We start from the raw sequence: 25,623 nt of genomic DNA on the forward strand, positions 1-25,623 counted from the left end.
TTTGTCTTTTTTTATGTCTGAGATTATTGTCAGCTCGGCATGCAAAAGACATGTATCATTGCAGAAATTCATGCTGAAAGTGAGTTGATCCGCTTTGGATCTTTTATCAATACAGGACCCGTCGTTTTTAAAAAACATGTCCATTGATGAATTAGAGAAATTAAGTGATGAAATCCGTCAGTTTTTAATTACAAGTTTATCCGCTTCCGGCGGCCACATCGGCCCAAACTTAGGTGTCGTAGAGCTTACTGTTGCCCTGCATAAGGAATTTAACAGCCCGAAAGACAAATTTTTATGGGATGTAGGCCATCAGTCGTATGTCCATAAGCTGCTGACAGGACGCGGAAAAGAATTTGCGACGCTTCGCCAGTACAAAGGGCTTTGCGGATTTCCAAAGCGGAGTGAAAGCGAGCACGATGTTTGGGAAACCGGGCACAGCTCGACTTCTCTGTCAGGCGCGATGGGAATGGCAGCTGCCCGTGATATTAAAGGAACGGATGAATATATTATTCCGATCATTGGTGACGGCGCGCTGACTGGCGGTATGGCGCTCGAAGCCCTTAACCACATCGGCGACGAGAAAAAAGACATGATTGTCATCCTTAATGATAATGAAATGAGTATTGCGCCAAACGTCGGTGCCATTCACTCTATGCTCGGACGGCTCCGCACTGCGGGGAAATACCAGTGGGTCAAAGATGAGCTTGAATACTTATTTAAAAAGATTCCGGCAGTTGGGGGCAAGCTTGCCGCCACGGCGGAACGGGTCAAAGACAGCCTGAAATACATGCTCGTCTCCGGAATGTTTTTCGAGGAGCTCGGTTTTACGTATTTGGGCCCGGTGGACGGACATTCTTATCATGAGCTGATTGAGAATCTTCAATACGCCAAAAAAACGAAAGGCCCTGTTCTTCTGCATGTCATCACGAAAAAAGGGAAGGGGTACAAACCGGCTGAGACCGATACGATTGGGACATGGCATGGTACCGGACCATATAAAATTAATACCGGTGACTTTGTAAAGCCGAAAGCCGCAGCTCCTTCGTGGAGCGGTCTTGTCAGCGGAACTGTGCAGCGAATGGCGCGCGAGGACGGACGCATTGTAGCCATTACGCCGGCTATGCCTGTCGGTTCAAAGCTTGAAGGTTTCGCAAAGGAATTCCCTGACCGGATGTTCGACGTAGGAATCGCAGAACAGCATGCCGCAACGATGGCGGCAGCTATGGCAATGCAGGGTATGAAGCCGTTTTTGGCGATTTACTCAACCTTCCTGCAAAGGGCATATGACCAAGTTGTCCATGACATCTGCCGCCAAAACGCCAATGTGTTTATTGGAATTGACCGTGCAGGACTCGTTGGCGCTGATGGAGAGACACATCAAGGCGTGTTTGATATTGCGTTTATGCGCCACATTCCAAACATGGTCTTAATGATGCCGAAAGACGAAAATGAAGGCCAGCACATGGTTCATACAGCACTTAGCTATGACGAAGGCCCGATAGCGATGCGTTTTCCGCGCGGAAACGGACTCGGCGTAAAAATGGATGAACAGTTGAAAACGATTCCGATCGGTACGTGGGAGGTGCTGCGTCCAGGGAACGATGCTGTCATCTTAACATTCGGCACAACAATCGAAATGGCGATTGAAGCAGCCGAAGAGCTGCAGAAAGAAGGCCTTTCCGTGCGCGTTGTGAATGCGCGTTTTATTAAGCCGATTGATGAAAAGATGATGAAGAGTATCCTAAAAGAAGGCTTGCCAATTTTAACAATTGAAGAAGCGGTCTTAGAAGGCGGTTTCGGAAGCTCGATTTTAGAATTCGCTCATGATCAAGGTGAATATCATACTCCGATTGACAGAATGGGTATACCTGATCGGTTTATTGAACACGGAAGCGTAACAGCGCTTCTTGAGGAAATTGGACTGACAAAACAGCAGGTGGCAAATCGTATTAGATTACTGATGCCGCCAAAGACACACAAAGGAATTGGATCATGAGGTCAAAGAAAGAACGATTAGATGTATTATTAGTGGAAAGAGGGCTGGCGGAAACGCGTGAAAAAGCCAAAAGAGCCATTATGGCGGGGATCGTCTATTCAAACGAAAACCGCTTGGACAAGCCTGGAGAAAAAATTGACCGCGACCTTCCGTTAACCGTCAAAGGAAACCCGTTGAGGTATGTGAGCAGGGGCGGCTTAAAGCTCGAAAAAGCGTTGAAGGAATTTCCCGTCTCTGTCAAAGATAAAATTATGATTGATATTGGCTCCTCCACCGGCGGCTTTACGGACTGCGCTTTGCAAAATGGAGCTAAACAGTCATACGCTGTGGATGTAGGCTATAATCAGCTTGCATGGAAGCTTAGACAGGATGAACGGGTCGTCGTGATGGAACGGACGAACTTTCGTTATGCAACACCGGCAGACTTTACAAAGGGCATGCCGGAGTTTGCCACAATTGATGTGTCCTTTATTTCACTGCGGCTCATCCTGCCTGTCCTAAGGACTTTACTCGTACCGGGCAGCGACTGCATGGCTCTAGTTAAGCCTCAGTTTGAAGCGGGACGGGAATCCGTTGGCAAAAAAGGGATTGTCAGAGATCCTAAAGTGCATGCTGATGTGCTCAAGCGAATGATCAGTTTTTCTGCCGCTGAAGGCTATATCTGTAAAGGCTTGTCATTTTCTCCAATCACGGGAGGAGACGGAAATATTGAGTTTCTCCTTCATTTGCATTGGCCGGGAGAGGGACAGGAAGGCCAGGAGCTGCCGGAAGAAGAGATCATGCGCGTTGTAGAAGAAGCACATAAGACGTTAAAAGAAAAAAAAGCAGATGTACCGGAATAATAGGGCGCTATTATTCCTTTTTTCTGCATTCATGTACAATGTGCAGAGAATCATATAACATAAAAGAACAGATAAGCTTGGAAATAGAGGTGCTTACATGAACAAAGGCCAGAGGCATATTAAAATCAGAGAGATCATTACAAGCAATGAAATCGAAACGCAGGATGAATTGGTCGACATGCTAAAGCAGGATGGATACAAAGTAACGCAAGCCACGGTATCACGGGATATTAAAGAACTTCACCTTGTAAAAGTGCCTACAAATAATGGTTCTTACAAATACAGTCTTCCGGCGGACCAGCGTTTCAATCCGCTGTCTAAGCTAAAGCGGGCCTTGATGGACGCATTTGTGAAAATAGACTCTGCAAGCCATATGATCGTACTGAAAACGATGCCGGGCAATGCTCAGGCAATCGGGGCGCTGATGGACAATTTGGACTGGGATGAAATTATGGGGACCATTTGCGGAGATGACACGATTTTAATTATTTGCCGGACTCCTGGAGATACAGACGGTGTAAAAAACAGGCTCCTTGAACTGCTGTAACAGAAATTCTAACAAAGATAAGAGGTGTAATGCTGTTTGTTAGCTGAACTATCGATTAAAAACTTTGCCATTATTGAGGAACTGACGGTTTCTTTTGAACGCGGGCTTACGGTCTTAACAGGAGAAACCGGAGCCGGCAAATCCATCATCATAGATGCCATTTCTCTTTTAGTCGGAGGCCGCGGATCATCTGAATTTGTTAGATATGGGGAAGCAAAAGCCGAACTTGAAGGGCTGTTTCTGTTGGAGAGCGGCCATCCTGTTTTAGGCGTATGCGCTGAGCAGGGAATCGACGTTTCAGACGAAATGATCGTCATGAGAAGGGATATCAGCACGAGCGGGAAAAGCGTTTGCCGTGTCAATGGCAAGCTTGTCACGATTGCCTCGCTAAGAGAGATCGGCAGGCTTTTATTAGATATTCACGGGCAGCACGATAACCAGCTGTTAATGGAAGATGAAAATCATCTCCAGCTTTTGGACAAGTTTGCCGGGGCCGAAGTGGAAAGCGCGCTCAAAACGTATCAGGAAGGGTACCAGCGGTATATGAAGCTGCTCAAAAAGCTTAAGCAGCTTTCTGAAAGCGAACAGGAAATGGCCCATCGTCTTGATCTTATTCAATTTCAGCTCGAAGAAATCGAATCGGCAAAGCTTGAGCTTAACGAAGATGAACAGCTCCAAGAAGAGCGCCAGCAAATTTCAAACTTTGAGAAGATATATGAGTCGCTGCAAAATGCATATAACGCGCTTCGCAGTGAGCAGGGCGGATTGGACTGGGTTGGAATGGCATCAGCGCAGCTTGAAGATATATCTGATATTAACGAACCGCTAAAAAAACTGTCTGAAAGTGTTTCGAACTCCTACTATTTGCTTGAGGATGCCACATTTCAGATGAGAAATATGCTGGATGAGCTTGAATTTGATCCGGAACGCCTGAACTATATTGAGATGCGACTTAATGAAATCAAACAGCTGAAACGAAAATACGGTGCCACTGTTGAAGACATTTTGGAATATGCTTCTAAAATTGAAGAAGAGATTGACCAAATTGAAAACAGGGACAGCCACCTTCAAAGCTTGAAAAAGGAGCTTGACTCCGTCGGCAAAGATATCGCAGTGGAAGCGGCAAATGTGTCACAAATCCGAAAAACATGGGCGAAAAAGCTGGCTGATGAGATTCATCGGGAATTAAAAAGCCTGTACATGGAAAAATCAACTTTTGATACGGAATTTAAGGTCAGAACAGCGTCACGCAATGAAGAGGCGCCGCTTGTAAACGGCCAGCCCGTTCAGCTGACTGAACAAGGGATTGACCTGGTGAAGTTTTTAATTTCAACCAATACAGGCGAGCCGCTGAAATCCCTTTCAAAAGTCGCTTCAGGTGGAGAGCTGTCACGGGTGATGCTTGCCATAAAAAGCATTTTTTCCTCACAACAAGATGTGACATCGATCATTTTTGATGAGGTTGATACCGGTGTAAGCGGCAGGGTCGCACAGGCAATCGCTGAGAAGATCCATAAGGTGTCAATAGGTTCACAAGTGCTGTGCATTACACACCTGCCTCAGGTGGCTGCCATGGCCGATACGCATCTTTATATTGCGAAGGAGTTAAAAGACGGCAGAACGACGACACGTGTCAAGCCGCTCTCTAAGCAGGAAAAGGTAGCGGAAATCGGGCGCATGATTGCAGGTGTCGAAGTAACCGACTTAACGAAACGCCATGCGAAAGAACTTTTAAAACAAGCGGATCAAGTCAAAACAACTGGGTAAGCTGCGCGAGAAGCGCAGCTTATTTTTTTCGTGCGCATCCATTCGTTCATCAGTATATCCAATGTTTTTCTTCATATGACAGTTATAAATAAGCCGTCAGAAGGCAAAATTAAATGATGTAGCAGCAAGTCATAAAGAAGGTGTGGGATAGGAGCGAGGAGAGTGAAGTAGTGAATGCCCGATAACATCAGAAAAGCAGTAGGTTTAATTCTCCTTGTTTCGTTATTAAGTGTAGGTTTATGCAAACCGCTAAAAGAATATTTACTGATTCCAACGCAAATGAGAGTATTTGAAACCCAAACACAAGCGATTGAAACGAGTTTATCGGTAAACGCTCAGCCATCAGAATCCTCAGAAGCGTTTACAGTAAAGAAAGATCCGCATGAAATCAAGGTGACGGGCAAAAAATCAGGTGAGTCAGAATTGGTATACGATCTTGCCGGATTTCCAATTAAAAAAACAAAAGTGCATGTTCTTCCTGATTTAAAGGTTATACCTGGCGGACAATCAATCGGTGTAAAACTTCATTCCGTCGGTGTTCTTGTCGTCGGATTTCATCAAATCAATACAAGTGAAGGCAAAAAATCTCCGGGAGAAACGGCCGGAATTGAAGCGGGCGACATCATTATTGAGATGAATGGACAGAAAATTGAAAAAATGAATGATGTAGCCCCATTTATTCAAAAGGCTGGGAAAACTGGTGAATCTTTAGATTTACTGATCAAACGTGATAAACAGAAAATCAAAACGAAGCTGATCCCAGAAAAGGATGAAGGAGAAGGCAAATACAGAATCGGGTTATATATCAGAGATTCTGCTGCCGGCATCGGCACTATGACCTTTTATGAACCGAAAACAAAAAAATACGGAGCACTTGGCCACGTGATTTCCGATATGGACACAAAGAAACCAATTGTAGTGGAGAATGGAGAAATCGTTAAATCCACTGTAACATCAATTGAAAAAGGGACAGGCGGTAATCCGGGAGAAAAACTGGCGCGATTTTCCTCAGAACGCAAAACGATCGGGGATATTAACAGAAACAGCCCGTTTGGGATTTTCGGCACACTGCATCAGCCGATTCAAAACAACATATCAGATCAAGCATTGCCGGTTGCGTTTTCTACCGAAGTCAAAAAAGGGCCGGCTGAAATTTTAACCGTTATTGATGATGACAAAGTAGAAAAATTCGATATTGAAATCGTCAGCACAACGCCGCAAAAATTCCCTGCGACAAAAGGAATGGTGTTGAAAATTACCGATCCAAGGCTGTTGAAAGAAACAGGAGGCATCGTACAGGGGATGAGCGGAAGCCCGATTATTCAAAATGGAAAAGTGATCGGTGCTGTCACCCATGTATTTGTAAATGACCCGACAAGCGGCTACGGTGTTCATATTGAATGGATGCTGTCAGAAGCAGGAATCGATATTTATGGAAAAGAAAAAGCAAGCTGACTGCCGGAGTTTCCGGCAGTTTTTTTATTTTGATCCCTCTTCACTTCTCAGAATACATACGGTAAAATATACAAAAGAAGATTTTTCGACAAATTCACGTTTCCTTGTTTGTCAAATTTCATTTTTAGTCGAAAAACAGAGAAAAACATAGAATAACAAAGATATGCCACTAATATTGGTGATTATGATTTTTTTAGAGGGTATATAGCGGTTTTGTCGAATGTAAACATGTAGCAAGGGTGAATCCTGTTAACTACATTTGGGGAGGAAGAAACGTGGAGAAAATTAAAGTTTGTGTTGCTGATGATAATCGAGAGCTGGTAAGCCTGTTAAGTGAATATATAGAAGGACAGGAAGACATGGAAGTGATCGGCGTTGCTTATAACGGACAGGAATGCCTGTCGCTGTTTAAAGAAAAAGATCCCGATGTGCTCGTATTAGATATTATTATGCCGCATTTAGACGGACTTGCGGTTTTAGAGAGGCTGAGGGAATCAGATCTGAAAAAACAGCCGAATGTCATTATGCTGACAGCCTTTGGACAGGAAGATGTCACCAAAAAGGCCGTCGATTTAGGCGCGTCCTACTTTATTCTCAAACCGTTTGATATGGAAAACCTTGTCGGTCATATCCGCCAGGTCAGCGGAAATGCCAGCAGTGTGACGCATCGTGCGCCATCATCGCAAAGCAGTATTATACGCAGCAGCCAGCCTGAACCAAAAAAGAAAAATCTCGACGCGAGCATCACAAGCATTATCCATGAAATCGGCGTCCCGGCACATATAAAAGGCTATCTCTATCTGCGCGAAGCAATCTCAATGGTATACAATGACATCGAATTGCTAGGCAGCATTACAAAAGTCCTCTATCCGGACATCGCCAAAAAATTCAACACAACCGCAAGCCGTGTAGAAAGAGCGATCCGCCATGCAATTGAAGTGGCATGGAGCAGAGGAAACATTGATTCCATTTCCTCGCTGTTCGGCTATACCGTCAGCATGACAAAAGCTAAACCTACCAACAGCGAATTCATTGCAATGGTTGCGGATAAGCTGAGATTAGAGCATAAGGCTTCTTAAACATGAGCTTATTAAGTGGTCATTAAATCAAACGTCTTTTATTTATTAGTTTGCGCTGATAAATAGGAGGCGTTTTGTTTTGGGGACATTTGTAGTATGGGAGAAAAATATTAAGTATCCGCATATAGTAAAGGATAGGTTTGAAAAGTAAGGAAAGCAAATGGCGGTATTACCTGCACTCTTGGTCCATTCATACATCTTATAGGATCACGAAGCATGATCGACCCTAAATGTGTCCGTTATAAAATGAAACCTTTCTCCTGCAAAATCGTAAGTAAGACGTATTCATGTAAAAAGGAGACGTACGAATGAAAAAGAAAAAAGCAAGAAAGCGTGAGGGGTTTTTCCTGGATTTTCTTTTCGAAGTTGGTGGGGAGCTCTTTCTTTTGCTGTTTAGATGTGTACACAAACTATTTATATAAAGGGAAAAAGACTGCCGTACCGATTCGGCAGTCTTTGCACATTAATCTTTATAAGGCACCCAGCCTGGCGTGTTCACAATTGCTTGCCATAGCGGTTCAGGCAAATGATATTTTTCTTTATCTGTGCCTTTGATCACTGTTTCGATTTGCTTTTCACGGCCTTCTTTTACTTTTACCGTCCAGTCAGGGTCAACTAGAATTTCGCGTCCCATAGCGACTAGCGGAATACCGTTTTCGATGACGGCAAGCGCGTCATCAGCGGAATGGATGGAACCGACGGCGATCAGCGGCACTTTGTTTCCGACACGTTCATTCAATAAGTCCATGCGTGTGCGAGTCGGATCTGCACCGCGGCGCGCTTTTGAGTTCACGTCCATCAGTGAGATATGAAGATAATCCAATTCTTTATCCCCTAAAGCATCAACAAGCGTATAAGTTTCAGTCATTGTCAATCCCGGTGTCTCAGGTTCTTCCGGAGACAGACGGTAGCCGACTAAGAACGCACCCTTCGCATGTTCTGAAGCGGCTTTTTTCACTTCATCGACAATAGCGAGCGGGAAGGCTAATCGTTTTTCATCGCTTCCTCCCCAGCGATCCGTGCGCTGGTTGGTTTTCGGAGAATAAAACTGCTGAATTAAGTAGCCGTTTGCACCGTGAATTTCGACACCGTCAAAGCCGGCTTCAATGGCGCGTCTTGTCGCTTCTCCAAACGCCTTCACAATGTTTTCCACTTCTTCTTCTTTTAATGCGCGAGCAATTTGTTTGCCGTTATCAAACACGTCACTTGGCCCCACAACATCCTGTTGAGGAACAAGCTCAGACGGGCACTCAATACCGCCGTGATGAATTTGTACAACAGCTTTAGCGCCTTGTGCCTGAATGGCTTGTGCTAACTTTTTTAAACCTGGAATGTTGGAATCGTCATGGATGGCCGGCTGCCCGGGGAATGCTTTTCCGTCCGGTGTAACATTTGCGCAGGCTGTAATCACCATTCCCATCTCTTTTGAACGGGGGATGATGTAGTCGAGCTCCGCTTCAGATATTGTACCGTCTTCATTAGAAGCGTAATGAGTCATTGGTGCTACTGCGATCCGGTTGTCGATTGTAACGCCGCTTTTAAACGTAAATGGTTCAAACAGAGGCTTATACTTAGGATTCATTTGATCATCTTCTTTCGTTTGGATTCGCACATATTCTAGCCTATATGTAAAAATTAATGCAATTGATCTGCTTTACCGACTGAATATCTTGAGTGCAGAGTGATGTTTTCGCCGCTCTTTTTCGGGGCCTTTGTAGCCGCCGCTGATTTGGTGGCCGATGGAACATGTGATGACAGCTGCCGCCAGCAGCAGAACGAATTTTTTCATGGCTTTAACTTCTTTCAATAAAGTAAATATCCTTTAAAAGGTTACGCTTGGCTGACCCACCCGTCAAACGATTTGCTCACCCTATTCTCAAATTTTTTAAAATGAATAAAAAGTTGCTTCTTTCCGCTAATTTTTTCTAATTGGCGCCTCAATTAGAGCCATCCTCATAGACAAATCTGCTCGTTATCTTTCTAACAACAGGAAATGATCGGGTCGTATAGCCCTTTTGAAAATCATGGAACTTGCTCGCCTGCATTCGCGTTGTCTTTACAAATTCGCCATTCTGGTCAAAGATAAAAGCCAAACATCAGGAAGAGGTGGTCATGTGAAACAAACGGTTCTTTTGCTGTTTACTGCGCTCTTTCTTTCGGGGTGCAGTGTTGCAAGTGCGGATGACTCAGTGCCAAGGTTTACCGAAGAGGGAAAATACATTGGCTCGGCTGATCCTCATACGATTGCGGTTTCTCTTAATGGAGAAGAAACCATGATACAAGTTCCGAAGGATAAACGTGATGAATGTGAATCACTGCCAGATCAGACACATGTCCTGGTGAAATATACAAAGAAGGATAATGGAACTTTACAGCTGGAAGATATTCAGCTGCGAAAGAACTCGTGACCGGAGGGAGTAAGTTGAGAATGTTATGGAGGAGCTTGGCGCTGTGCGGATTGGCTTTGACGCTCGCGCCTTGTGCACAGGCAGCAGAGCCGATAGAAGGGAAAACAGTGTATATTGATGCCGGACACGGCGGTGAAGACAGTGGAGCGGTCGGAAACGGGCTCTTTGAAAAGGATATTAATTTGGCTGTCTCAGAGCATGTGACAGACAAACTAAAAGAGGAGGGAGCCAATCCTGTTGCATCCCGGTCTGACGATCATTTTCTGACCTTGGAGGAAAGAGTGGCTAAGGCAAGTGCCAATCAGGCTGACCTTTTTGTCAGCATCCATGTGAATTCAGGGGTTACTTCAGCTTCAGGAACAGAAACGTATTTTCAATCTGATTATGAAGGGGAGAGCAGCCGGCGTCTAGCATCCGATATTCAGTCAGAGCTCGTTTCTTCCTTACAAACGAGAGACAGGGGCGTGAAAGAATCAGACTTTTACGTCATTACATATTCACAAATGCCAAGTGTGTTGGCGGAGCTTGGGTTTATCACGAACAGCTCTGATGCGGACAAGCTGGGAAGTGAAGAATACCAGCAAAAGGCCGCAGATGCGATTGTCAACGGCATTGATTCTTATTATGATCAGTAGATTGATACAGCCTTAATCCTAGAGTGGAGCCGACAAAATAAGTATAATGGAGAAAACTTTAGGGTTTGAGGTGAAACGATGACAAAGATTTTTGCCCACCGGGGGGCCTCAGGTCAATTTCCCGAAAATACAATGCTTGCATTTGAAAAAGGAATTGAAGCCGGAGCGGATGGGATAGAGCTTGATGTACAGCTGACGAAAGACGGACGCATTGTTGTGATTCATGATGAAAGACTTAATCGCACGACATCACTTAAAGGATTCGTGAAGGATACAGCCTATGATGAGGTAAAGACTGCGAATGCGGCCGCTGGTCACGATCAAGCGTACAGCGATATAAAAGTGCCGCTGCTAGAAGATGTGCTCTCGTGGGCGGTAAAAAAGGATTTTCTCATCAACATTGAATTAAAAAACAGCGTGATCCGCTATGAGGGAATGGAAGAAAAAGTGCTGGAGGCAGTGAAGCGATTCAATGTAGAGGAGAGAGTCATCCTATCCACGTTTAATCATGACAGCTTGGCGCTATGCGCCCGGCTTGCACCGCATATCGAACGGGCAGTATTAACTTCAGATGTGCTTTATCAGGCAGATCGATATATCGCGTCTATTCCGGCTTCCGGCTATCACCCGAAGTTAAACAGCCCAGGGGTCACAGATGAAGTGCTGAAGAAAATGAGGAACAGTTCGATTAAGGTAAGGCCGTATACAGTCAATCGTCCGGAAGATATGAAGTGTCTCATTGAAGCGGGAGCAGACGGCATGTTTACCGACTTTCCAGAAAAGGCTTCGGCATTGCTGAAAAATGAATAGTTGTTAGAAGGAGGCTGTTTGATGCAGCCTTCTTTTTTCATTCATTCATGCCCTTTTCAAAGCATACATTCATAGAAGACAACTAGAAATTGTAAGCGCTGTCTATCTTCTGAATGAGGTGAAACCATGAGGAAAACAGTCATTGTAAGTGCTGCAAGAACTCCATTTGGCAAATTCGGCGGAGTTTTGAAAGAGGTGAAAGCTGCTGAGCTTGGGAGCATTGTGATGAAGGAGGCGCTGCAACGGGCTGGAGTCTCTGGAGATGATGTAGAAGGAAACGTCATGGGCATGGTTGTCCAGGCCGGCTCAGGGCAGATACCTTCCCGTCAAGCTGCCCGTCTGGCGGGAATGCCTTGGAGTGTGCCGTCAGAAACACTGAATAAAGTCTGTGCTTCCGGCCTTCGTGCTGTCACTTTATGTGATCAAATGATTCGGGCGCAGGATGCGAACATACTTGTTGCGGGGGGAATGGAAAGCATGAGCAATATTCCGTATGCCGTTCCCGCCGGGCGCTGGGGAGCACGGATGGGGGACGGCGAGCTTAGGGACTTAATGGTGTATGACGGATTAACGTGCGCATTTGACGAGGTGCACATGGCTGTTCACGGAAATACAGCTGCCATGGAATATGCAATCTCACGAAGAGAGCAGGACGAATGGGCGTTGAGAAGTCATGCAAGGGCAGCTAAGGCTGCCGATGAAGGGAAGTTTCAGGATGAAATTGTTCCCGTCAATTGGATCGGTCGAAAAGGAAAACCAAACGTTGTTGATAAAGATGAAGCGATTCGCCGTGACACAAGTCTGGATCAGCTCGCGAAACTTTCTCCTATTTATGCAAGTGACGGTTCTATCACAGCCGGCAATGCTCCTGGAGTCAATGACGGAGCCGGCGCGTTCGTGCTGATGTCTGAGGAAAAAGCTGCTGAGCTTGGCAAACGGCCTCTGGCTACAATTCTTGGTTTTTCAACTACGGGAATGCCAGCGCACGAGCTGGCGGCAGCACCGGGATTTGCCATTAACAAGCTTCTGAAAAAGAACGGTTTAACTGTCCAAGATATTGACTTGTTTGAAGTAAATGAAGCTTTTGCTTCAGTTGTTTTGACATGTGAAAAAATCGTAGGTTTCGATCTTGAAAAAGTAAATGTAAATGGCGGTGCGATCGCGCTCGGCCACCCGATCGGCGCGAGCGGTGCGAGAATTCTCATGACGCTTGTTTATGAATTAAAGCGACGGGGAGGGGGTCTGGGCGTTGCCGCTATTTGTAGCGGGGCAGCACAGGGAGACGCCGTCTTAGTGCAGGTTCATTAAAACATGATGAAAAAGGGGATTTGAATGGAAATCAAACAAATCATGGTAGCTGGCGCAGGTCAGATGGGAAGCGGAATTGCTCAAACAGCTGCCGACGCGGGCTTTTATGTGCGGATGTATGATGTGAATCCAGAGGCCGCGGAGGCAGGATTGAAACGGCTGAAGAAACAGCTGGCCCGTGATGCTGAGAAAGGAAAAAGGACCGAGACGGAAGTGAAGAGCGTAATCAGCCGCATTTCGATTTCTCAAACGCTTGAGGAGGCAGAGCATGCGGACATTGTGATTGAGGCTATCGCAGAAAACATGGCGGCAAAAACTGAGATGTTTAAAACACTTGATCGCATGTGCCCGTCTCATACGATTTTGGCCAGCAATACATCTTCCTTGCCTATTACAGAAATCGCTGCTGTAACAAACCGGCCTCAACGGGTTATTGGCATGCATTTTATGAATCCCGTCCCTGTAATGAAGCTGGTTGAAGTGATTCGCGGCTTGGCTACATCAGAAGAAACGGCCTTAGATGTTATGGCATTAGCGGAAAAGATGGGGAAAACAGCGGTAGAAGTCAATGATTTTCCTGGGTTTGTTTCCAACCGTGTGCTTCTTCCAATGATTAATGAAGCCATCTATTGCGTGTATGAGGGAGTGGCGAAGCCGGAGGCAATAGACGAAGTGATGAAGCTGGGCATGAATCATCCGATGGGTCCGCTTGCATTAGCGGATTTTATCGGACTGGATACGTGTTTATCAATTATGGAAGTCCTTCACTCAGGCCTTGGCGATTCCAAATACCGTCCTTGCCCGCTGCTCCGCAAGTATGTCAAAGCAGGCTGGCTTGGCAAAAAGAGCGGACGCGGTTTTTATGACTATGAGGAGAGGACTTCCTAAAGTCTATTCCATCCGGGGGTGGCCGAGTTGCATGTAACCCAAGAGCAAGTCATGATGCGAAAAATGGTGCGTGATTTTGCACGAAAAGAAATTGCTCCCGCTGCGGAAATCATGGAGAAAACGGACGAATTTCCCTTTCAGCTGATCAAAAAAATGGGTGAACACGGACTGATGGGAATACCGGTGCCGGAACAATACGGCGGTGCCGGGGCGGACGTTGTTTCTTATATTTTGGCGATTCATGAGATTTCTAGAATCAGTGCGGCTGTCGGCGTGATACTCTCCGTTCATACCTCAGTCGGCACGAATCCGATTCTGTATTTCGGCAACGAAGAACAAAAGATGAAATATATACCAAAGCTCGCGTCAGGAGACCATTTGGGCGCATTTGCACTAACGGAGCCTCACTCGGGGTCGGATGCCGGGAGCCTCCGCACAACAGCAATCAAAAAGAACGGCAAATATCTATTAAACGGATCGAAAATATTCATAACGAATGGCGGAGCAGCTGATATCTATATCACATTTGCTTTAACAGCTCCAGATCAAGGCAGGCACGGGATTTCGGCTTTTATTGTTGAAAAAAACACACCCGGTTTTACCGTTGGAAAAAAAGAAAGAAAGCTGGGGCTTTATGGCTCCAATACTACGGAACTGATTTTTGATAATGCAGAAGTGCCTGAAGCCAATTTGCTTGGCAAAGAGGGGGATGGCTTTCACATTGCCATGGCGAATTTAAATGTCGGCCGGATCGGCATTGCGGCACAGGCCCTCGGAATTGCAGAGGCGGCTCTTGATCATGCCGTTAATTATGCGAAGCAGCGAGTGCAATTTGGAAGGCCGATCGCAGCCAATCAAGGCATATCATTTAAGCTGGCTGACATGGCGACTAGGGCAGAGGCGGCAAGACATCTTGTCTACCACGCCGCAGACCTTCATAACCGCGGTCTAAATTGTGGAAAAGAAGCGTCTATGGCTAAACAATTTGCTTCCGATGCAGCCGTGAAGGCAGCGTTAGACGCCGTTCAAATTTATGGAGGATATGGCTATATGAAGGATTATCCGGTTGAGCGCTTGCTTCGCGATGCAAAGGTGACGCAAATCTATGAAGGGACGAACGAGATTCAAAGACTGATTATTTCTAAGTATTTGCTTGGCGGAACCTGATAGACAAAAAACGCATAAACGGAGGTTGAGGATATGGAGGAGAAACAGCAATATTCTCCAGGGTTGGACGGTGTGATTGCGGCAGAAACTCATATTTCTTATCTTGACACGCAGTCCAGCCAGATTTTGATAAGAGGCTATGATTTAATAGAACTTTCTGAAACAAAAAGCTATCTGGAGCTTGTCCATTTATTGCTGGAGGGCAGGCTGCCAGAAGAAAGTGAAATGGAGACGCTGGAACGTAAAATAAACAGTGCCGCAAGCCTGCCTGCTGATCATCTCCGTCTGCTTGAGCTGCTCCCTGAGGACACTCATCCAATGGATAGTCTGCGTACCGGCCTGTCGGCACTTGCTGGCTATGATCGGCAAATTGATGATCGGTCTCCTTCCGCAAACAAAGAACGCGCCTATCAGCTTCTTGGGAAAATGCCTGCCCTCACTGCTGCCAGCTACAGGATCATTAATAAGAAAGAACCGATTCTTCCGCTTCATACCTTATCCTACAGTGCGAATTTTCTCTACATGATGACAGGGAAATTGCCGTCTTCATTGGAAGAACAGATTTTTGACCGGTCGCTCGTCCTGTACAGTGAGCATGAGATGCCGAATTCAACCTTTGCGGCCAGGGTCATTGCATCTACACATTCAGATCTTTATGGGGCTTTGACTGGGGCTGTCGCTTCCCTGAAAGGGAATCTTCACGGAGGAGCAAACGAAGCTGTGATGTATTTGCTTTTGGAGGCAAAAACGACATCTGATTTTGAGCAGCTTCTGCAAACAAAACTGAAAAGAAAAGAAAAAATCATGGGCTTCGGCCACCGGGTGTATATGAAAAAAATGGACCCAAGAGCACTCATGATGAAAGAGGCGCTGCAGCAATTATGCGATAAAGCCGGTGACCATCGTTTATATGAGATGTGCGAAGCGGGTGAGCGGCTGATGGAGAAGGAAAAAGGGCTTTACCCGAATTTGGATTACTATGCTGCCCCGGTGTATTGGATGCTCGGCATACCGATTCCTTTATATACGCCGGTCTTTTTCAGCGCGAGAACGTCCGGTTTATGCGCCCATGTGATTGAACAGCATGCCAATAATCGGCTCTTCCGTCCCCGTGTCAGTTACATGGGTCCGCGATATCAAACAAAATCATGAAAGGAGCTGGTAGAATGCCGAAAACGGATCGTGTAATCGTAGAAATCACAGACTATGTGCTTGAAAAAGAGATTACTAGTGCCGAAGCGTATACAACAGCGGGGCATGTATTGCTGGATACCCTGGGCTGCGGGATCTTGGCGCTACGGTATCCGGAATGCACAAAGCTGCTTGGCCCGATTGTTCCAGGAACGACTGTGCCGAATGGAAGCAAAGTGCCGGGAACGTCATATGTTCTCGATCCTGTGAGGGCAGCGTTTAATATCGGCTGCATGATTCGCTGGCTCGATTACAACGATACGTGGCTGGCGGCGGAGTGGGGGCATCCATCCGATAACTTGGGAGGAATCCTTGCCGCTGCTGATTATGTATCAAGAGTGAGGCTGTCTGAAGGAAAAGAGCCGTTAACAGTACGCGACGTACTTGAGATGATGATCAAAGCACACGAGATTCAAGGTGTGCTGGCGTTAGAAAACAGCTTAAATCGAGTTGGCCTTGACCATGTGCTGTTTGTCAAAGTTGCGACAACCGCTGTTGCGGCAAAGCTTTTGGGCGGCGGAAGAGAAGAAATCAAAAATGCGCTTTCGAATGCATGGATTGACAATGCAGCATTGAGGACATACCGCCATTCACCGAATACAGGCTCGCGTAAATCATGGGCGGCAGGAGATGCAACGAGCAGAGGTGTTCATTTGGCGCTGATGTCGTTAAAAGGGGAAATGGGTTATCCGACAGCCCTGAGTGCACCTGGTTGGGGGTTCCAAGACGTTTTATTCAATAAGAAAGAGATCAAGCTTGCCCGTCCGCTTGACGCTTTTGTCATGGAAAATGTGTTATTTAAAGTGTCTTATCCTGCGGAATTTCACGCCCAGACAGCGGCGGAGTGCGCCGTCATTCTTCACCCGCAGGTAAAGAACCGGATTGACGAGATAGACCGAGTTGTCATCAGAACGCATGAATCCGCTATCCGTATCATTGATAAAAAAGGCCCGCTCCACAATCCGGCAGACCGTGATCACTGTCTCCAATACATTACAGCAATCGGTTTGCTTTTTGGTGATATCACCGCACAGCATTATGAAGCTGAAACAGCGAATGATCCGAGAATAGATAAACTTCGTGATAAAATGGAAGTGACTGAAAATAAAACATATACCGAGGATTATTTGAAGCCTGATAAACGCTCCATCTCAAATGCCGTTCAGGTTCATTTTAAAGATGGAACGAGCACGGAAATGGTGGAATGTGAGTTTCCCCTCGGCCATCGTTTTCGAAGAGAGGAAGCAGTGCCGAAACTGCTGGAAAAGTTTTCTGACAATCTCAAAACCCATTTTCCTGATAAACAGCACAAACACATTTATGAGCGCTGTACCAGCTATGAGACATTACAAACGATGCGCGTAAATGAATTCGTAGACATGTTCTGCATGTAAAAGGGGGATTTTGTTTCATGTCGTGGATCGTCAATAAGCAATCGTCACAAGAGGAGCTTGCCGGGCGTTTCCGCAAGCTGATGTCAGCACCGGACATTCTTCAAATTCCCGGCGCCCATGACGGGATGGCCGCTTTGCTTGCGAAAGAAGCCGGTTTTTCTGCTATTTATTTGTCCGGTGCTGCCTATACAGCCAGCAGGGGGCTGCCTGATTTAGGGATCATCACATCGGCAGAGATAGCTGAACGGGCCAAAGATCTTGTGCGTGCAGCTGATCTGCCTTTGCTTGTGGATATCGATACGGGATTTGGCGGTGTCTTAAATGCCGCCCGAACAGCCCGGGAGATGCTTGAAGCCAGGGTAGCAGCCGTTCAAATGGAAGACCAGCAGCTCCCAAAAAAATGCGGACATTTAAATGGCAAACAGCTAGTTCCGATAAAGGAAATGGCGCAAAAAATAAAAGCCATTAAACAAGCGGCACCCTCCCTTATTGTTGTTGCCCGTACTGATGCCAGGGCGCAGGAAGGGCTTGATGCCGCAATAAAACGTTCAGAGGCTTACATTGAGGCGGGAGCGGACGCAATTTTCCCGGAAGCGCTACAGGCGGAGAATGAATTCCGCCAGTTTGCTGAGCGTATCCCCGTTCCGCTCCTTGCGAATATGACTGAATTTGGGAAAACGCCATATTATCGTGCCGATGAATTCGAAGATATGGGGTTTCACATGGTGATATATCCTGTCACCTCGCTTCGAGCGGCGGCAAAAGCTTGTGAGCGGATGTTTGGTTTGATGAAGGAGCACGGCTCACAAAAAGAAGGACTTCATGATATGCAGACACGAAAAGAACTGTACGATACGATTTCTTATTATGACTATGAAGCGTTAGACAAAACGATTGCCAAGACCGTTTTGCCTGACGAATAATGCAACAAAAAAAGCCGGAGCATTCTCCGGCTTTTTTTCAGCTATCGTTTTCTGAATCGCGGGCTGACTTGATTGCGTTTTCTGTCTCTGTATAAAATGAACCCGGCCAGCACATAGAGGCCGATCGCAAAAAAGATGAATCCTGACAACCCTTGGAGCCAAAGAGCTGAAAATGGCTTGATTGTATGGCCGAAAAGTGTATCTCTCATCAGTTTAATGCCTAAAGCAGAAATAGCCCCGGGGATGACTAATATTAAAAGCGCAAGAAGTCGGCTCATCTTCAGAAAACCCCTTTATCTTTTCATTTCCTTTATTGTCCAGCGGAAAAAATATTTTGTCAAGAGAAGAAAACGTGGTAACATAGGGTTGTGCAAATTATTGCAACGGAATAAATAGGTGTGCAAATTTTTTCATACAAAGGGGTATCGGGATGCAAAAGGTACTGATAGTAGGTGCCGGCAAAAGGGGAACGGCGTTATTACATATTCTGATTAAAACAGCCATCATAGATATCATTGCCGTAGTTGACAAAGACCCCGAGGCGCCGGGATTGAAAGAAGCAGAACAGTATGGGATTGCCGTATCATCTGATTGGAAACCTTACATACAACAAAAACCGGATATCGTCATTCATACTACCGGCGATCAAGCCGTGTTTGACGAGCTCCTTCAAAGAAAGCATGAAGATACCATTGTCATGCCGGGAAAAATGGCATACATCGTTTTTCAGCTGATGGAAGAAAAGCAGCACCTGATTCAAATGCTAAAAGAGCAAACCTATAAATATGACAGAATTTTTAATTCCACCCATGATGGAATGATTTTTATTGATATCAATGAAGAAATCATTCTCTTTAACCATATGGCCGAAAAAATGGTCGGAAAAAAACGTGAGGAAGTCATTGGGCGCCCAATAAAAGAAGTGATTCCGAGCACTAAGATGCCGCGGATTTTAAAAACAAGAGTGCCTGAATACAACCAGAAGCAGCTGTTAGGCGATCATTTGCAAATTGTGACCACAAGACTGCCGATTATTGATGAAGGCGGACGTCTGCTCGGGGCTCTTTGTGTGTTTAAAGATATCACTGATGCGGTCGAGCTGGCAGAGGAAGTGACCAACTTAAAGCAGGTCCGTACGATGCTGGAGGCAATTATTCAATCCTCCGATGAGGCGATTTCTGTCGTTGATGAAAACGGCATCGGCCTGCTAATCAATAAAGCGTATACGAAAATGACGGGGCTTTCTGAAAAAGAAGTCATCGGCAAGCCTGCAAACACTGATATTTCCGAAGGCGAAAGCATGCATTTAAAGGTGCTTGAAACAAGACGTCCTGTCCGCGGTGTCAGAATGAAGGTCGGCCCGAATGAAAAAGAAGTGATCGTTAATGTAGCACCGGTGATTGTGGACGGGATTTTGAAAGGCAGCGTCGGCGTGATTCACGATGTTTCCGAAATTAAAATGCTGACAGCGGAGCTTAATCGCGCCAGACAAATTATTCGCACGCTTGAAGCGAAATACACGTTTGACGACATTATCGGCAAAAGCGAGCAAATGCTGGTTGCGCTTGAGCAGGCGAAGCTCGGTGCGAAAACACCGGCAACCATCTTGCTGCGCGGGGAATCAGGAACAGGAAAAGAACTGTTCGCCCATGCCATCCATAACGAAAGTGACCGGAAATACAATAAATTTATTCGCGTGAATTGTGCAGCCCTTTCTGAAAACCTGCTCGAATCAGAATTGTTCGGCTATGAGGATGGTGCGTTTTCAGGAGCGAAGCGCGGCGGTAAAAAGGGTTTATTTGAGGAAGCAAATAACGGCAGTATTTTCTTAGATGAAATCGGTGAGCTGACACAAAATATGCAGGCCAAATTGCTACGCGTCCTTCAAGAAAAGGAAATCGTCAGAGTGGGCGGCACGAAAGCGATCCCTGTCAACGTCAGAGTGATCGCGGCGACAAATGTAAATATTGAAAAGGCGATGGCGGACGGAACATTCCGGGAAGACCTGTATTACCGGATCAATCGCTATCCGATCTCCATCCCGCCTTTGCGGCAGCGGTTGGAGGACATTGAAGCATTGAGCGTCAGACTTATCCAAAAGATCAACCGGGATTACGGCAGGAATGTAAAAGGGCTCTCACAGCAAGCCTTGCGCGCCTTATCTGCCTACCATTGGCCTGGGAATGTCCGGGAGCTTGAAAATGTCCTTGGACGAGCCATGATTTTTCTGAATCCGCATATGGAATGGATTGAAAAAGATCACTTGCCTGTATTCGAACTTGAGCAAAAAGAAAATGACACAGATCAGGGAACAGGTTTTGATTTTCCGGATATTGAAGGCGAAAAGCTGTCTGTCGCAGTAGAAAAATTTGAAGCGCATTTGATCCAGCAAACGCTTGAAAAGCATCATTTTAACCGGACAAAAACAGCAAAAGCTCTCGGTGTCAGCATTCGGAATTTATATTACAAAATGGATAAATATGGCCTTGCAAATGAAGGCATGCAATAATTTGCAGAATAAACGCAAACATCTGCACGAATGTTTCGGTATACCTGGTATGACAGCACCCTTAAGAGCTGGCATGGAACTTGCATAATAAAAGGCGGAGTCGAAACAAGAAAGGTGGTAACAGATGAAGCTGAAAGATTTAATCGGCAAAGCGTCGATACACAAAAATAAGACCATTGCGGTTGCTCATGCTGAGGATGAGGAAGTGATCCGGGCTGTAAAGCTGGCAGCCGAGCACCTATCCGCCCGTTTCTTGTTAACGGGCGACAGCAAAAAACTGAACGAGCTGACATCATCCATGCAAGGGCATCAAGTGGAAATCGTCCATGCCAATACTCCTGAGGAATCGGCGAAATTAGCGGTTCGTGCTGTGCATCATAAAACAGCGGACGTTTTAATGAAAGGCAATGTGCCGACTTCTGTTTTGCTTAAAGCGGTATTGAACAGACAGGAGGGGCTTCGGTCAGCAAGTGTCCTTTCTCACGTGGCTGTCTTCGATATACCGGATTTTGACCGGCTGATGTTTGTGACAGATTCGGCAATGAATATTGCTCCTTCGCTGGAAGAGCTCCGGCAGATTTTGCAAAATGCCGTTCATGTGGCCCATGCAGTGGGGAACAATATGCCAAAAGCAGCTGCCCTTGCAGCGGTCGAAACGGTGAACCCTAAAATGGAAGCGACCGTGAATGCAGCTGCTCTAGCTCAAATGTACAAAAGGGGCCAGATCAAAGGCTGCATTGTTGATGGACCGCTTGCTTTGGATAACGCAGTTTCACAAATTGCCGCGGCCCAGAAAAAAATTTCGGGAGACGTAGCGGGCAACGCAGATATCCTTCTCGTCCCAACAATTGAGGCCGGCAATATTTTATATAAATCACTGATTTATTTTGCCAAGGCCAGCGTGGCGGCTGTCATTACAGGAGCAAAAGCACCGATTGCTTTAACAAGCAGAGCGGACTCTGCTGAAAATAAACTGTATTCCATTGCGCTGGCAATATGCGCATCTGAAGAATACACACATTAGGAGGAACGAACATGGAACTTTTTAAATATATGGAGAAATACGATTACGAACAATTGGTATTCTGCCAGGATGAACAATCTGGATTAAAAGCGATTATCGCCATTCATGATACAACGCTTGGTCCGGCGCTTGGCGGAACGAGAATGTGGACATATGAAAATGAAGAAGCGGCAATTGAAGATGCGCTCAGATTGGCAAGAGGCATGACCTATAAGAACGCGGCGGCAGGCTTAAACCTTGGCGGCGGAAAAACAGTCATTATCGGCGATCCGCGCAAAGACAAAAATGAGGAAATGTTCCGCGCGTTTGGCCGCTATATTCAAGGACTGAATGGCAGATACATCACGGCTGAAGATGTGGGCACAACGGTCGAGGATATGGATATCATTCATGATGAGACAGACTATGTCACAGGGATTTCTCCTGCTTTCGGCTCTTCTGGAAATCCGTCCCCAGTCACAGCGTACGGGGTGTACAGAGGAATGAAGGCAGCAGCTAAAGCTGCTTTCGGAACCGACTCTCTTGAAGGAAAAACCATTGCTGTACAGGGTGTTGGGAACGTAGCCTATAACCTTTGCCGCCACCTGCATGAAGAAGGAGCAAACTTAATCGTTACGGATATCAACAAACAATCTGTACAGCGTGCAGTTGAAGATTTTGGCGCCCGTGCGGTAGATCCTGATGACATTTATTCACAAGACTGCGATATTTATGCGCCGTGTGCCCTTGGTGCGACTATTAACGACGACACCATTAAACAGCTGAAGGCGAAAGTGATCGCAGGTGCGGCTAACAACCAATTAAAAGAGACACGCCATGGTGATCAAATTCACGAAATGGGCATCGTTTATGCACCGGATTACGTGATTAACGCGGGCGGTGTCATCAACGTGGCAGATGAGCTTTACGGCTATAATGCAGAACGTGCATTGAAAAAAGTTGAAGGCATTTACGGCAATATCGAGCGTGTACTTGAGATTTCTCAGCGTGACGGCATTCCTGCATATTTAGCGGCTGACCGCTTGGCAGAGGAACGGATTGAACGCATGCGCCGCTCAAGAAGCCAGTTTTTGCAAAACGGCCACAGTGTATTAAGCAGACGTTAAGAAATTGATCTGGAGGTTATGAAAGTGCTACATGACGAAAAACGCATTCTCACAATTAATCCAGGCTCAACTTCAACGAAAATCGGTGTTTTTCATAACGAAAGAAGCATTTTTGAAAAAACATTGAGACACAACATAGAAGAGCTGCAGCGATTTGACCGAATTATTGATCAGTATGAATTTCGTAAAAACCATATTCTCGAAACGCTTCATGAACAGGGAATCAATATTTCAAAGTTTGATGCAGTCTGCGCAAGAGGCGGCCTTCTCCGGCCAATTGAAGGCGGGACCTACGTAGTGAATGATGAGATGATTGAGGATTTGAAAAGCGGCTACGCCGGTCAGCATGCTTCTAATCTCGGCGGCATTATCGCGCGGGAAATCGCTGATGGCCTGAATATCCCTTCGTATATCGTCGACCCTGTTGTCGTAGACGAAATGTCAGTGCTTGCGAAAGTTTCAGGCATGCCTGAAATTGAACGGAAAAGCATTTTCCATGCGTTAAACCAAAAAGCTGTCGCTCGTAAAGCGGCAGCCTCTCTTGGCAAACGATATGAGAACATGAAAATGATTATTACCCATATGGGCGGAGGTATTACAATTGGCGTCCATGACCGCGGGCGAGTGGTAGATGTCAATAACGGCCTGCACGGCGAGGGACCATTCAGTCCTGAACGAGCAGGAACAGTGCCTGCGGGAGATCTTGTTGATCTATGTTTTTCAGGGGAATATACAAAAGAAGAAATCATGAAAAAGCTTGTTGGCACCGGCGGACTTTTAGGCTATCTCGGTACAAATGATGCAGTAAAAGTAGAACAGATGATTCAAGGGGGCGATGAAAAAGCCCGCTTCATTTATGATGCCATGGCATATCAGGTAGCAAAGGAAATCGGGGCAGCCAGCGCGGCGTTAAAAGGCGAAGTTGAAGCGATTGTGCTGACGGGAGGCCTTGCGTACGGCAAAAGCTTTGTTTCTGCTATCAGATCATACATAGATTGGATTTCAGACGTTTTAGTCTATCCGGGTGAAAATGAACTGCAGTCTCTTGCCCAAGGGGCGCTCAGAGTATTGCAGGGCGAAGAGCAATCCAAACAATATCGTATTGAATAGACAGACAGGAGTGAGTCACCATGGCAACTGAGTATGACGTAGTCATTCTGGGCGGCGGTACCGGCGGTTATGTTGCGGCCATCAGAGCCGCTCAGCTCGGCTTAAAAACAGCCGTTGTGGAAAAGGAAAAACTCGGAGGAACATGTCTGCATAAAGGCTGTATCCCGAGTAAAGCGCTGCTTAGAAGCGCAGAGGTATACCGGACAGCTCGTGAAGCCGATCAATTCGGGGTGGAAACGGCTGGCGTGTCCCTCAACTTTGAAAAAGTGCAGCAGCGTAAGCAAGCCGTTGTTGATAAGCTTGCAGCGGGTGTAAATCATTTAATGAAAAAAGGAAAAATTGACGTGTACACCGGATATGGACGTATCCTTGGACCGTCAATCTTCTCTCCGCTGCCGGGAACAATTTCTGTTGAGCGGGGAAATGGCGAAGAAAATGACATGCTGATCCCGAAACAAGTGATCATTGCAACAGGATCAAGACCGAGAATGCTTCCGGGTCTTGAAGCGGACGGTAAGTCTGTACTGACTTCAGATGAGGCGCTCCAAATGGAGGAGCTGCCACAATCAATCATCATTGTCGGCGGAGGGGTTATCGGTATCGAATGGGCGTCTATGCTTCATGATTTTGGTGTGAAGGTAACGGTTATTGAATACGCGGATCGCATATTGCCGACTGAAGATCTAGAGATTTCAAAAGAAATGGAAAGTCTTCTTAAGAAAAAAGGCATCCAGTTCATAACAGGGGCAAAAGTGCTGCCTGACACAATGACAAAAACATCAGATGATATCAGCATACAAGCGGAAAAAGACGGAGAAACCGTTACCTACTCTGCTGAGAAAATGCTTGTTTCCATCGGCAGACAGGCAAATATCGAAGGCATTGGCCTAGAGAACACCGATATTGTTACTGAAAATGGCATGATTTCAGTCAATGAAAGCTGCCAAACGAAGGAGTCTCATATTTATGCAATCGGAGACGTAATCGGTGGCCTGCAGTTAGCTCACGTTGCTTCACATGAGGGAATTATTGCTGTTGAGCATTTTGCAGGTCTCAATCCGCATCCGCTTGATCCGACGCTTGTGCCGAAGTGCATTTACTCAAGCCCTGAAGCTGCCAGTGTCGGCTTAACCGAAGACGAAGCAAAGGCGAACGGGCATAATGTCAAAATCGGCAAGTTCCCGTTTATGGCGATTGGAAAAGCGCTTGTATACGGTGAAAGCGACGGTTTTGTCAAAATCGTGGCGGACCGAGATACAGATGATATTCTCGGCGTTCATATGATCGGCCCGCATGTCACCGACATGATTTCTGAAGCCGGTCTTGCCAAAGTGCTGGACGCAACGCCGTGGGAGGTCGGGCAAACGATTCACCCGCATCCAACGCTTTCTGAAGCAATTGGAGAAGCAGCGCTTGCCGTAGATGGCAAAGCCATTCATTTTTAAAAGCATAAAGGAGGGGCTT

General features: G+C 46.2%; 23 protein-coding genes. 20 read left to right on the forward strand and 3 right to left on the reverse strand.

Features of this window, described 5'->3' with window-relative positions; all coding sequences use genetic code 11:
- Positions 1-94: 94 nt before the first annotated feature.
- The 6 genes from dxs (at position 95) to spo0A (ending at position 7,686) form a co-directional block, all read left to right on the forward strand.
- Positions 95-1,996: a 1-deoxy-D-xylulose-5-phosphate synthase gene (dxs, locus tag SB658_RS03645; RefSeq protein WP_003245985.1), complete on the forward strand. Its 1,902-nt coding sequence runs from the start codon at positions 95-97 to the stop codon at positions 1,994-1,996.
- Positions 1,993-2,838, forward strand: coding sequence for a TlyA family RNA methyltransferase (locus SB658_RS03650; protein ID WP_120028358.1), 846 nt, complete (start codon positions 1,993-1,995; stop codon positions 2,836-2,838). The genes dxs and SB658_RS03650 overlap by 4 nt, the downstream gene beginning before the upstream one ends.
- A gap of 97 nt (positions 2,839-2,935) precedes the next feature.
- Positions 2,936-3,385, forward strand: a complete 450-nt coding sequence (gene argR / locus SB658_RS03655) for an arginine repressor ArgR (RefSeq protein WP_015384067.1) — start codon at positions 2,936-2,938, stop codon at positions 3,383-3,385.
- A gap of 36 nt (positions 3,386-3,421) precedes the next feature.
- Positions 3,422-5,152 carry a DNA repair protein RecN gene (gene recN / locus SB658_RS03660; RefSeq protein ID WP_144500717.1) on the forward strand — a complete coding sequence of 577 codons (1,731 nt, stop codon included), beginning with the start codon at positions 3,422-3,424 and terminating at the stop codon, positions 5,150-5,152.
- A 174-nt stretch (positions 5,153-5,326) separates the two neighbouring features.
- Complete coding sequence (gene spoIVB / locus SB658_RS03665) at positions 5,327-6,607, forward strand: SpoIVB peptidase (RefSeq protein ID WP_021480004.1); 1,281 nt, start codon at positions 5,327-5,329, stop codon at positions 6,605-6,607.
- 275 nt (positions 6,608-6,882) lie between these two features.
- Positions 6,883-7,686: a sporulation transcription factor Spo0A gene (gene spo0A / locus SB658_RS03670; RefSeq protein ID WP_003226427.1), complete on the forward strand. Its 804-nt coding sequence runs from the start codon at positions 6,883-6,885 to the stop codon at positions 7,684-7,686.
- Between the two features lie 463 nt (positions 7,687-8,149).
- On the opposite strand, the gene SB658_RS03675 is transcribed toward spo0A, so the two are convergent.
- Positions 8,150-9,268, reverse strand: a complete 1,119-nt coding sequence (locus tag SB658_RS03675) for an NADH-dependent flavin oxidoreductase (RefSeq protein WP_017696437.1) — start codon at positions 9,266-9,268, stop codon at positions 8,150-8,152.
- A 72-nt stretch (positions 9,269-9,340) separates the two neighbouring features.
- Entirely contained in the window at positions 9,341-9,493 is a 153-nt protein-coding gene (locus SB658_RS03680) for a hypothetical protein (RefSeq protein WP_014480226.1), read from the reverse strand.
- 307 nt (positions 9,494-9,800) lie between these two features.
- Here SB658_RS03680 and SB658_RS03685 point away from each other — a divergent pair, with 307 nt between their 5' ends.
- The 9 genes from SB658_RS03685 to prpB all read left to right on the forward strand — a co-directional run bounded on the left by SB658_RS03685 (position 9,801) and on the right by prpB (position 18,410).
- Positions 9,801-10,094, forward strand: a complete 294-nt coding sequence (locus SB658_RS03685) for a lipoprotein (protein WP_003230284.1) — start codon at positions 9,801-9,803, stop codon at positions 10,092-10,094.
- Positions 10,095-10,108: 14 nt separating this feature from the next.
- Complete coding sequence (locus tag SB658_RS03690) at positions 10,109-10,729, forward strand: N-acetylmuramoyl-L-alanine amidase family protein (RefSeq protein ID WP_080477816.1); 621 nt, start codon at positions 10,109-10,111, stop codon at positions 10,727-10,729.
- A gap of 78 nt (positions 10,730-10,807) precedes the next feature.
- A complete protein-coding gene (locus SB658_RS03695) occupies positions 10,808-11,539 on the forward strand; it encodes a glycerophosphodiester phosphodiesterase (RefSeq protein ID WP_069703866.1) in 732 nt (243 codons plus the stop codon).
- 126 nt (positions 11,540-11,665) lie between these two features.
- Entirely contained in the window at positions 11,666-12,847 is a 1,182-nt protein-coding gene (locus SB658_RS03700; RefSeq protein ID WP_085186478.1) for an acetyl-CoA C-acetyltransferase, read from the forward strand.
- Positions 12,848-12,871: 24 nt separating this feature from the next.
- Positions 12,872-13,735, forward strand: coding sequence for a 3-hydroxybutyryl-CoA dehydrogenase (locus tag SB658_RS03705; RefSeq protein ID WP_021480000.1), 864 nt, complete (start codon positions 12,872-12,874; stop codon positions 13,733-13,735).
- Positions 13,736-13,762: 27 nt separating this feature from the next.
- A complete protein-coding gene (locus SB658_RS03710) occupies positions 13,763-14,902 on the forward strand; it encodes an acyl-CoA dehydrogenase (RefSeq protein WP_085186474.1) in 1,140 nt (379 codons plus the stop codon).
- Positions 14,903-14,935: 33 nt separating this feature from the next.
- On the forward strand, positions 14,936-16,054 hold the full coding sequence (mmgD, locus tag SB658_RS03715; protein ID WP_046160570.1) for a citrate synthase: 1,119 nt from the start codon (positions 14,936-14,938) through the stop codon (positions 16,052-16,054).
- 14 nt (positions 16,055-16,068) lie between these two features.
- On the forward strand, positions 16,069-17,487 hold the full coding sequence (locus tag SB658_RS03720; RefSeq protein WP_144500719.1) for a bifunctional 2-methylcitrate dehydratase/aconitate hydratase: 1,419 nt from the start codon (positions 16,069-16,071) through the stop codon (positions 17,485-17,487).
- Between the two features lie 17 nt (positions 17,488-17,504).
- The gene (prpB, locus tag SB658_RS03725) at positions 17,505-18,410 is read left to right on the forward strand and encodes a methylisocitrate lyase (protein WP_004398772.1); all 906 of its coding nucleotides are present in this window, start codon (positions 17,505-17,507) and stop codon (positions 18,408-18,410) included.
- A 41-nt stretch (positions 18,411-18,451) separates the two neighbouring features.
- Here the strand turns inward: prpB and SB658_RS03730 are convergent, their stop codons facing one another.
- Positions 18,452-18,688 carry a DUF2627 domain-containing protein gene (locus SB658_RS03730; RefSeq protein WP_003230304.1) on the reverse strand — a complete coding sequence of 79 codons (237 nt, stop codon included), beginning with the start codon at positions 18,686-18,688 and terminating at the stop codon, positions 18,452-18,454.
- A 152-nt stretch (positions 18,689-18,840) separates the two neighbouring features.
- On the opposite strand from SB658_RS03730, the gene SB658_RS03735 reads away from it, so the two are divergent.
- The 5 genes from SB658_RS03735 to lpdA all read left to right on the forward strand — a co-directional run bounded on the left by SB658_RS03735 (position 18,841) and on the right by lpdA (position 25,604).
- On the forward strand, positions 18,841-20,919 hold the full coding sequence (locus SB658_RS03735) for a sigma-54 interaction domain-containing protein (RefSeq protein WP_004398669.1): 2,079 nt from the start codon (positions 18,841-18,843) through the stop codon (positions 20,917-20,919).
- Between the two features lie 124 nt (positions 20,920-21,043).
- Positions 21,044-21,943 carry a phosphate butyryltransferase gene (gene yqiS / locus SB658_RS03740; protein ID WP_004398694.1) on the forward strand — a complete coding sequence of 300 codons (900 nt, stop codon included), beginning with the start codon at positions 21,044-21,046 and terminating at the stop codon, positions 21,941-21,943.
- Positions 21,944-21,954: 11 nt separating this feature from the next.
- Positions 21,955-23,049: a branched-chain amino acid dehydrogenase gene (gene bcd, locus SB658_RS03745; protein ID WP_003230309.1), complete on the forward strand. Its 1,095-nt coding sequence runs from the start codon at positions 21,955-21,957 to the stop codon at positions 23,047-23,049.
- Positions 23,050-23,067: 18 nt separating this feature from the next.
- On the forward strand, positions 23,068-24,159 hold the full coding sequence (gene buk / locus SB658_RS03750) for a butyrate kinase (RefSeq protein ID WP_003230311.1): 1,092 nt from the start codon (positions 23,068-23,070) through the stop codon (positions 24,157-24,159).
- 20 nt (positions 24,160-24,179) lie between these two features.
- Entirely contained in the window at positions 24,180-25,604 is a 1,425-nt protein-coding gene (gene lpdA, locus SB658_RS03755) for a dihydrolipoyl dehydrogenase (RefSeq protein WP_014477284.1), read from the forward strand.
- Positions 25,605-25,623: the final 19 nt, after the last annotated feature.

Origin of the sequence: Bacillus sp. SIMBA_008 (assembly GCF_046535495.1) — a bacterium.
Lineage (GTDB): Bacteria > Bacillota > Bacilli > Bacillales > Bacillaceae > Bacillus > Bacillus subtilis.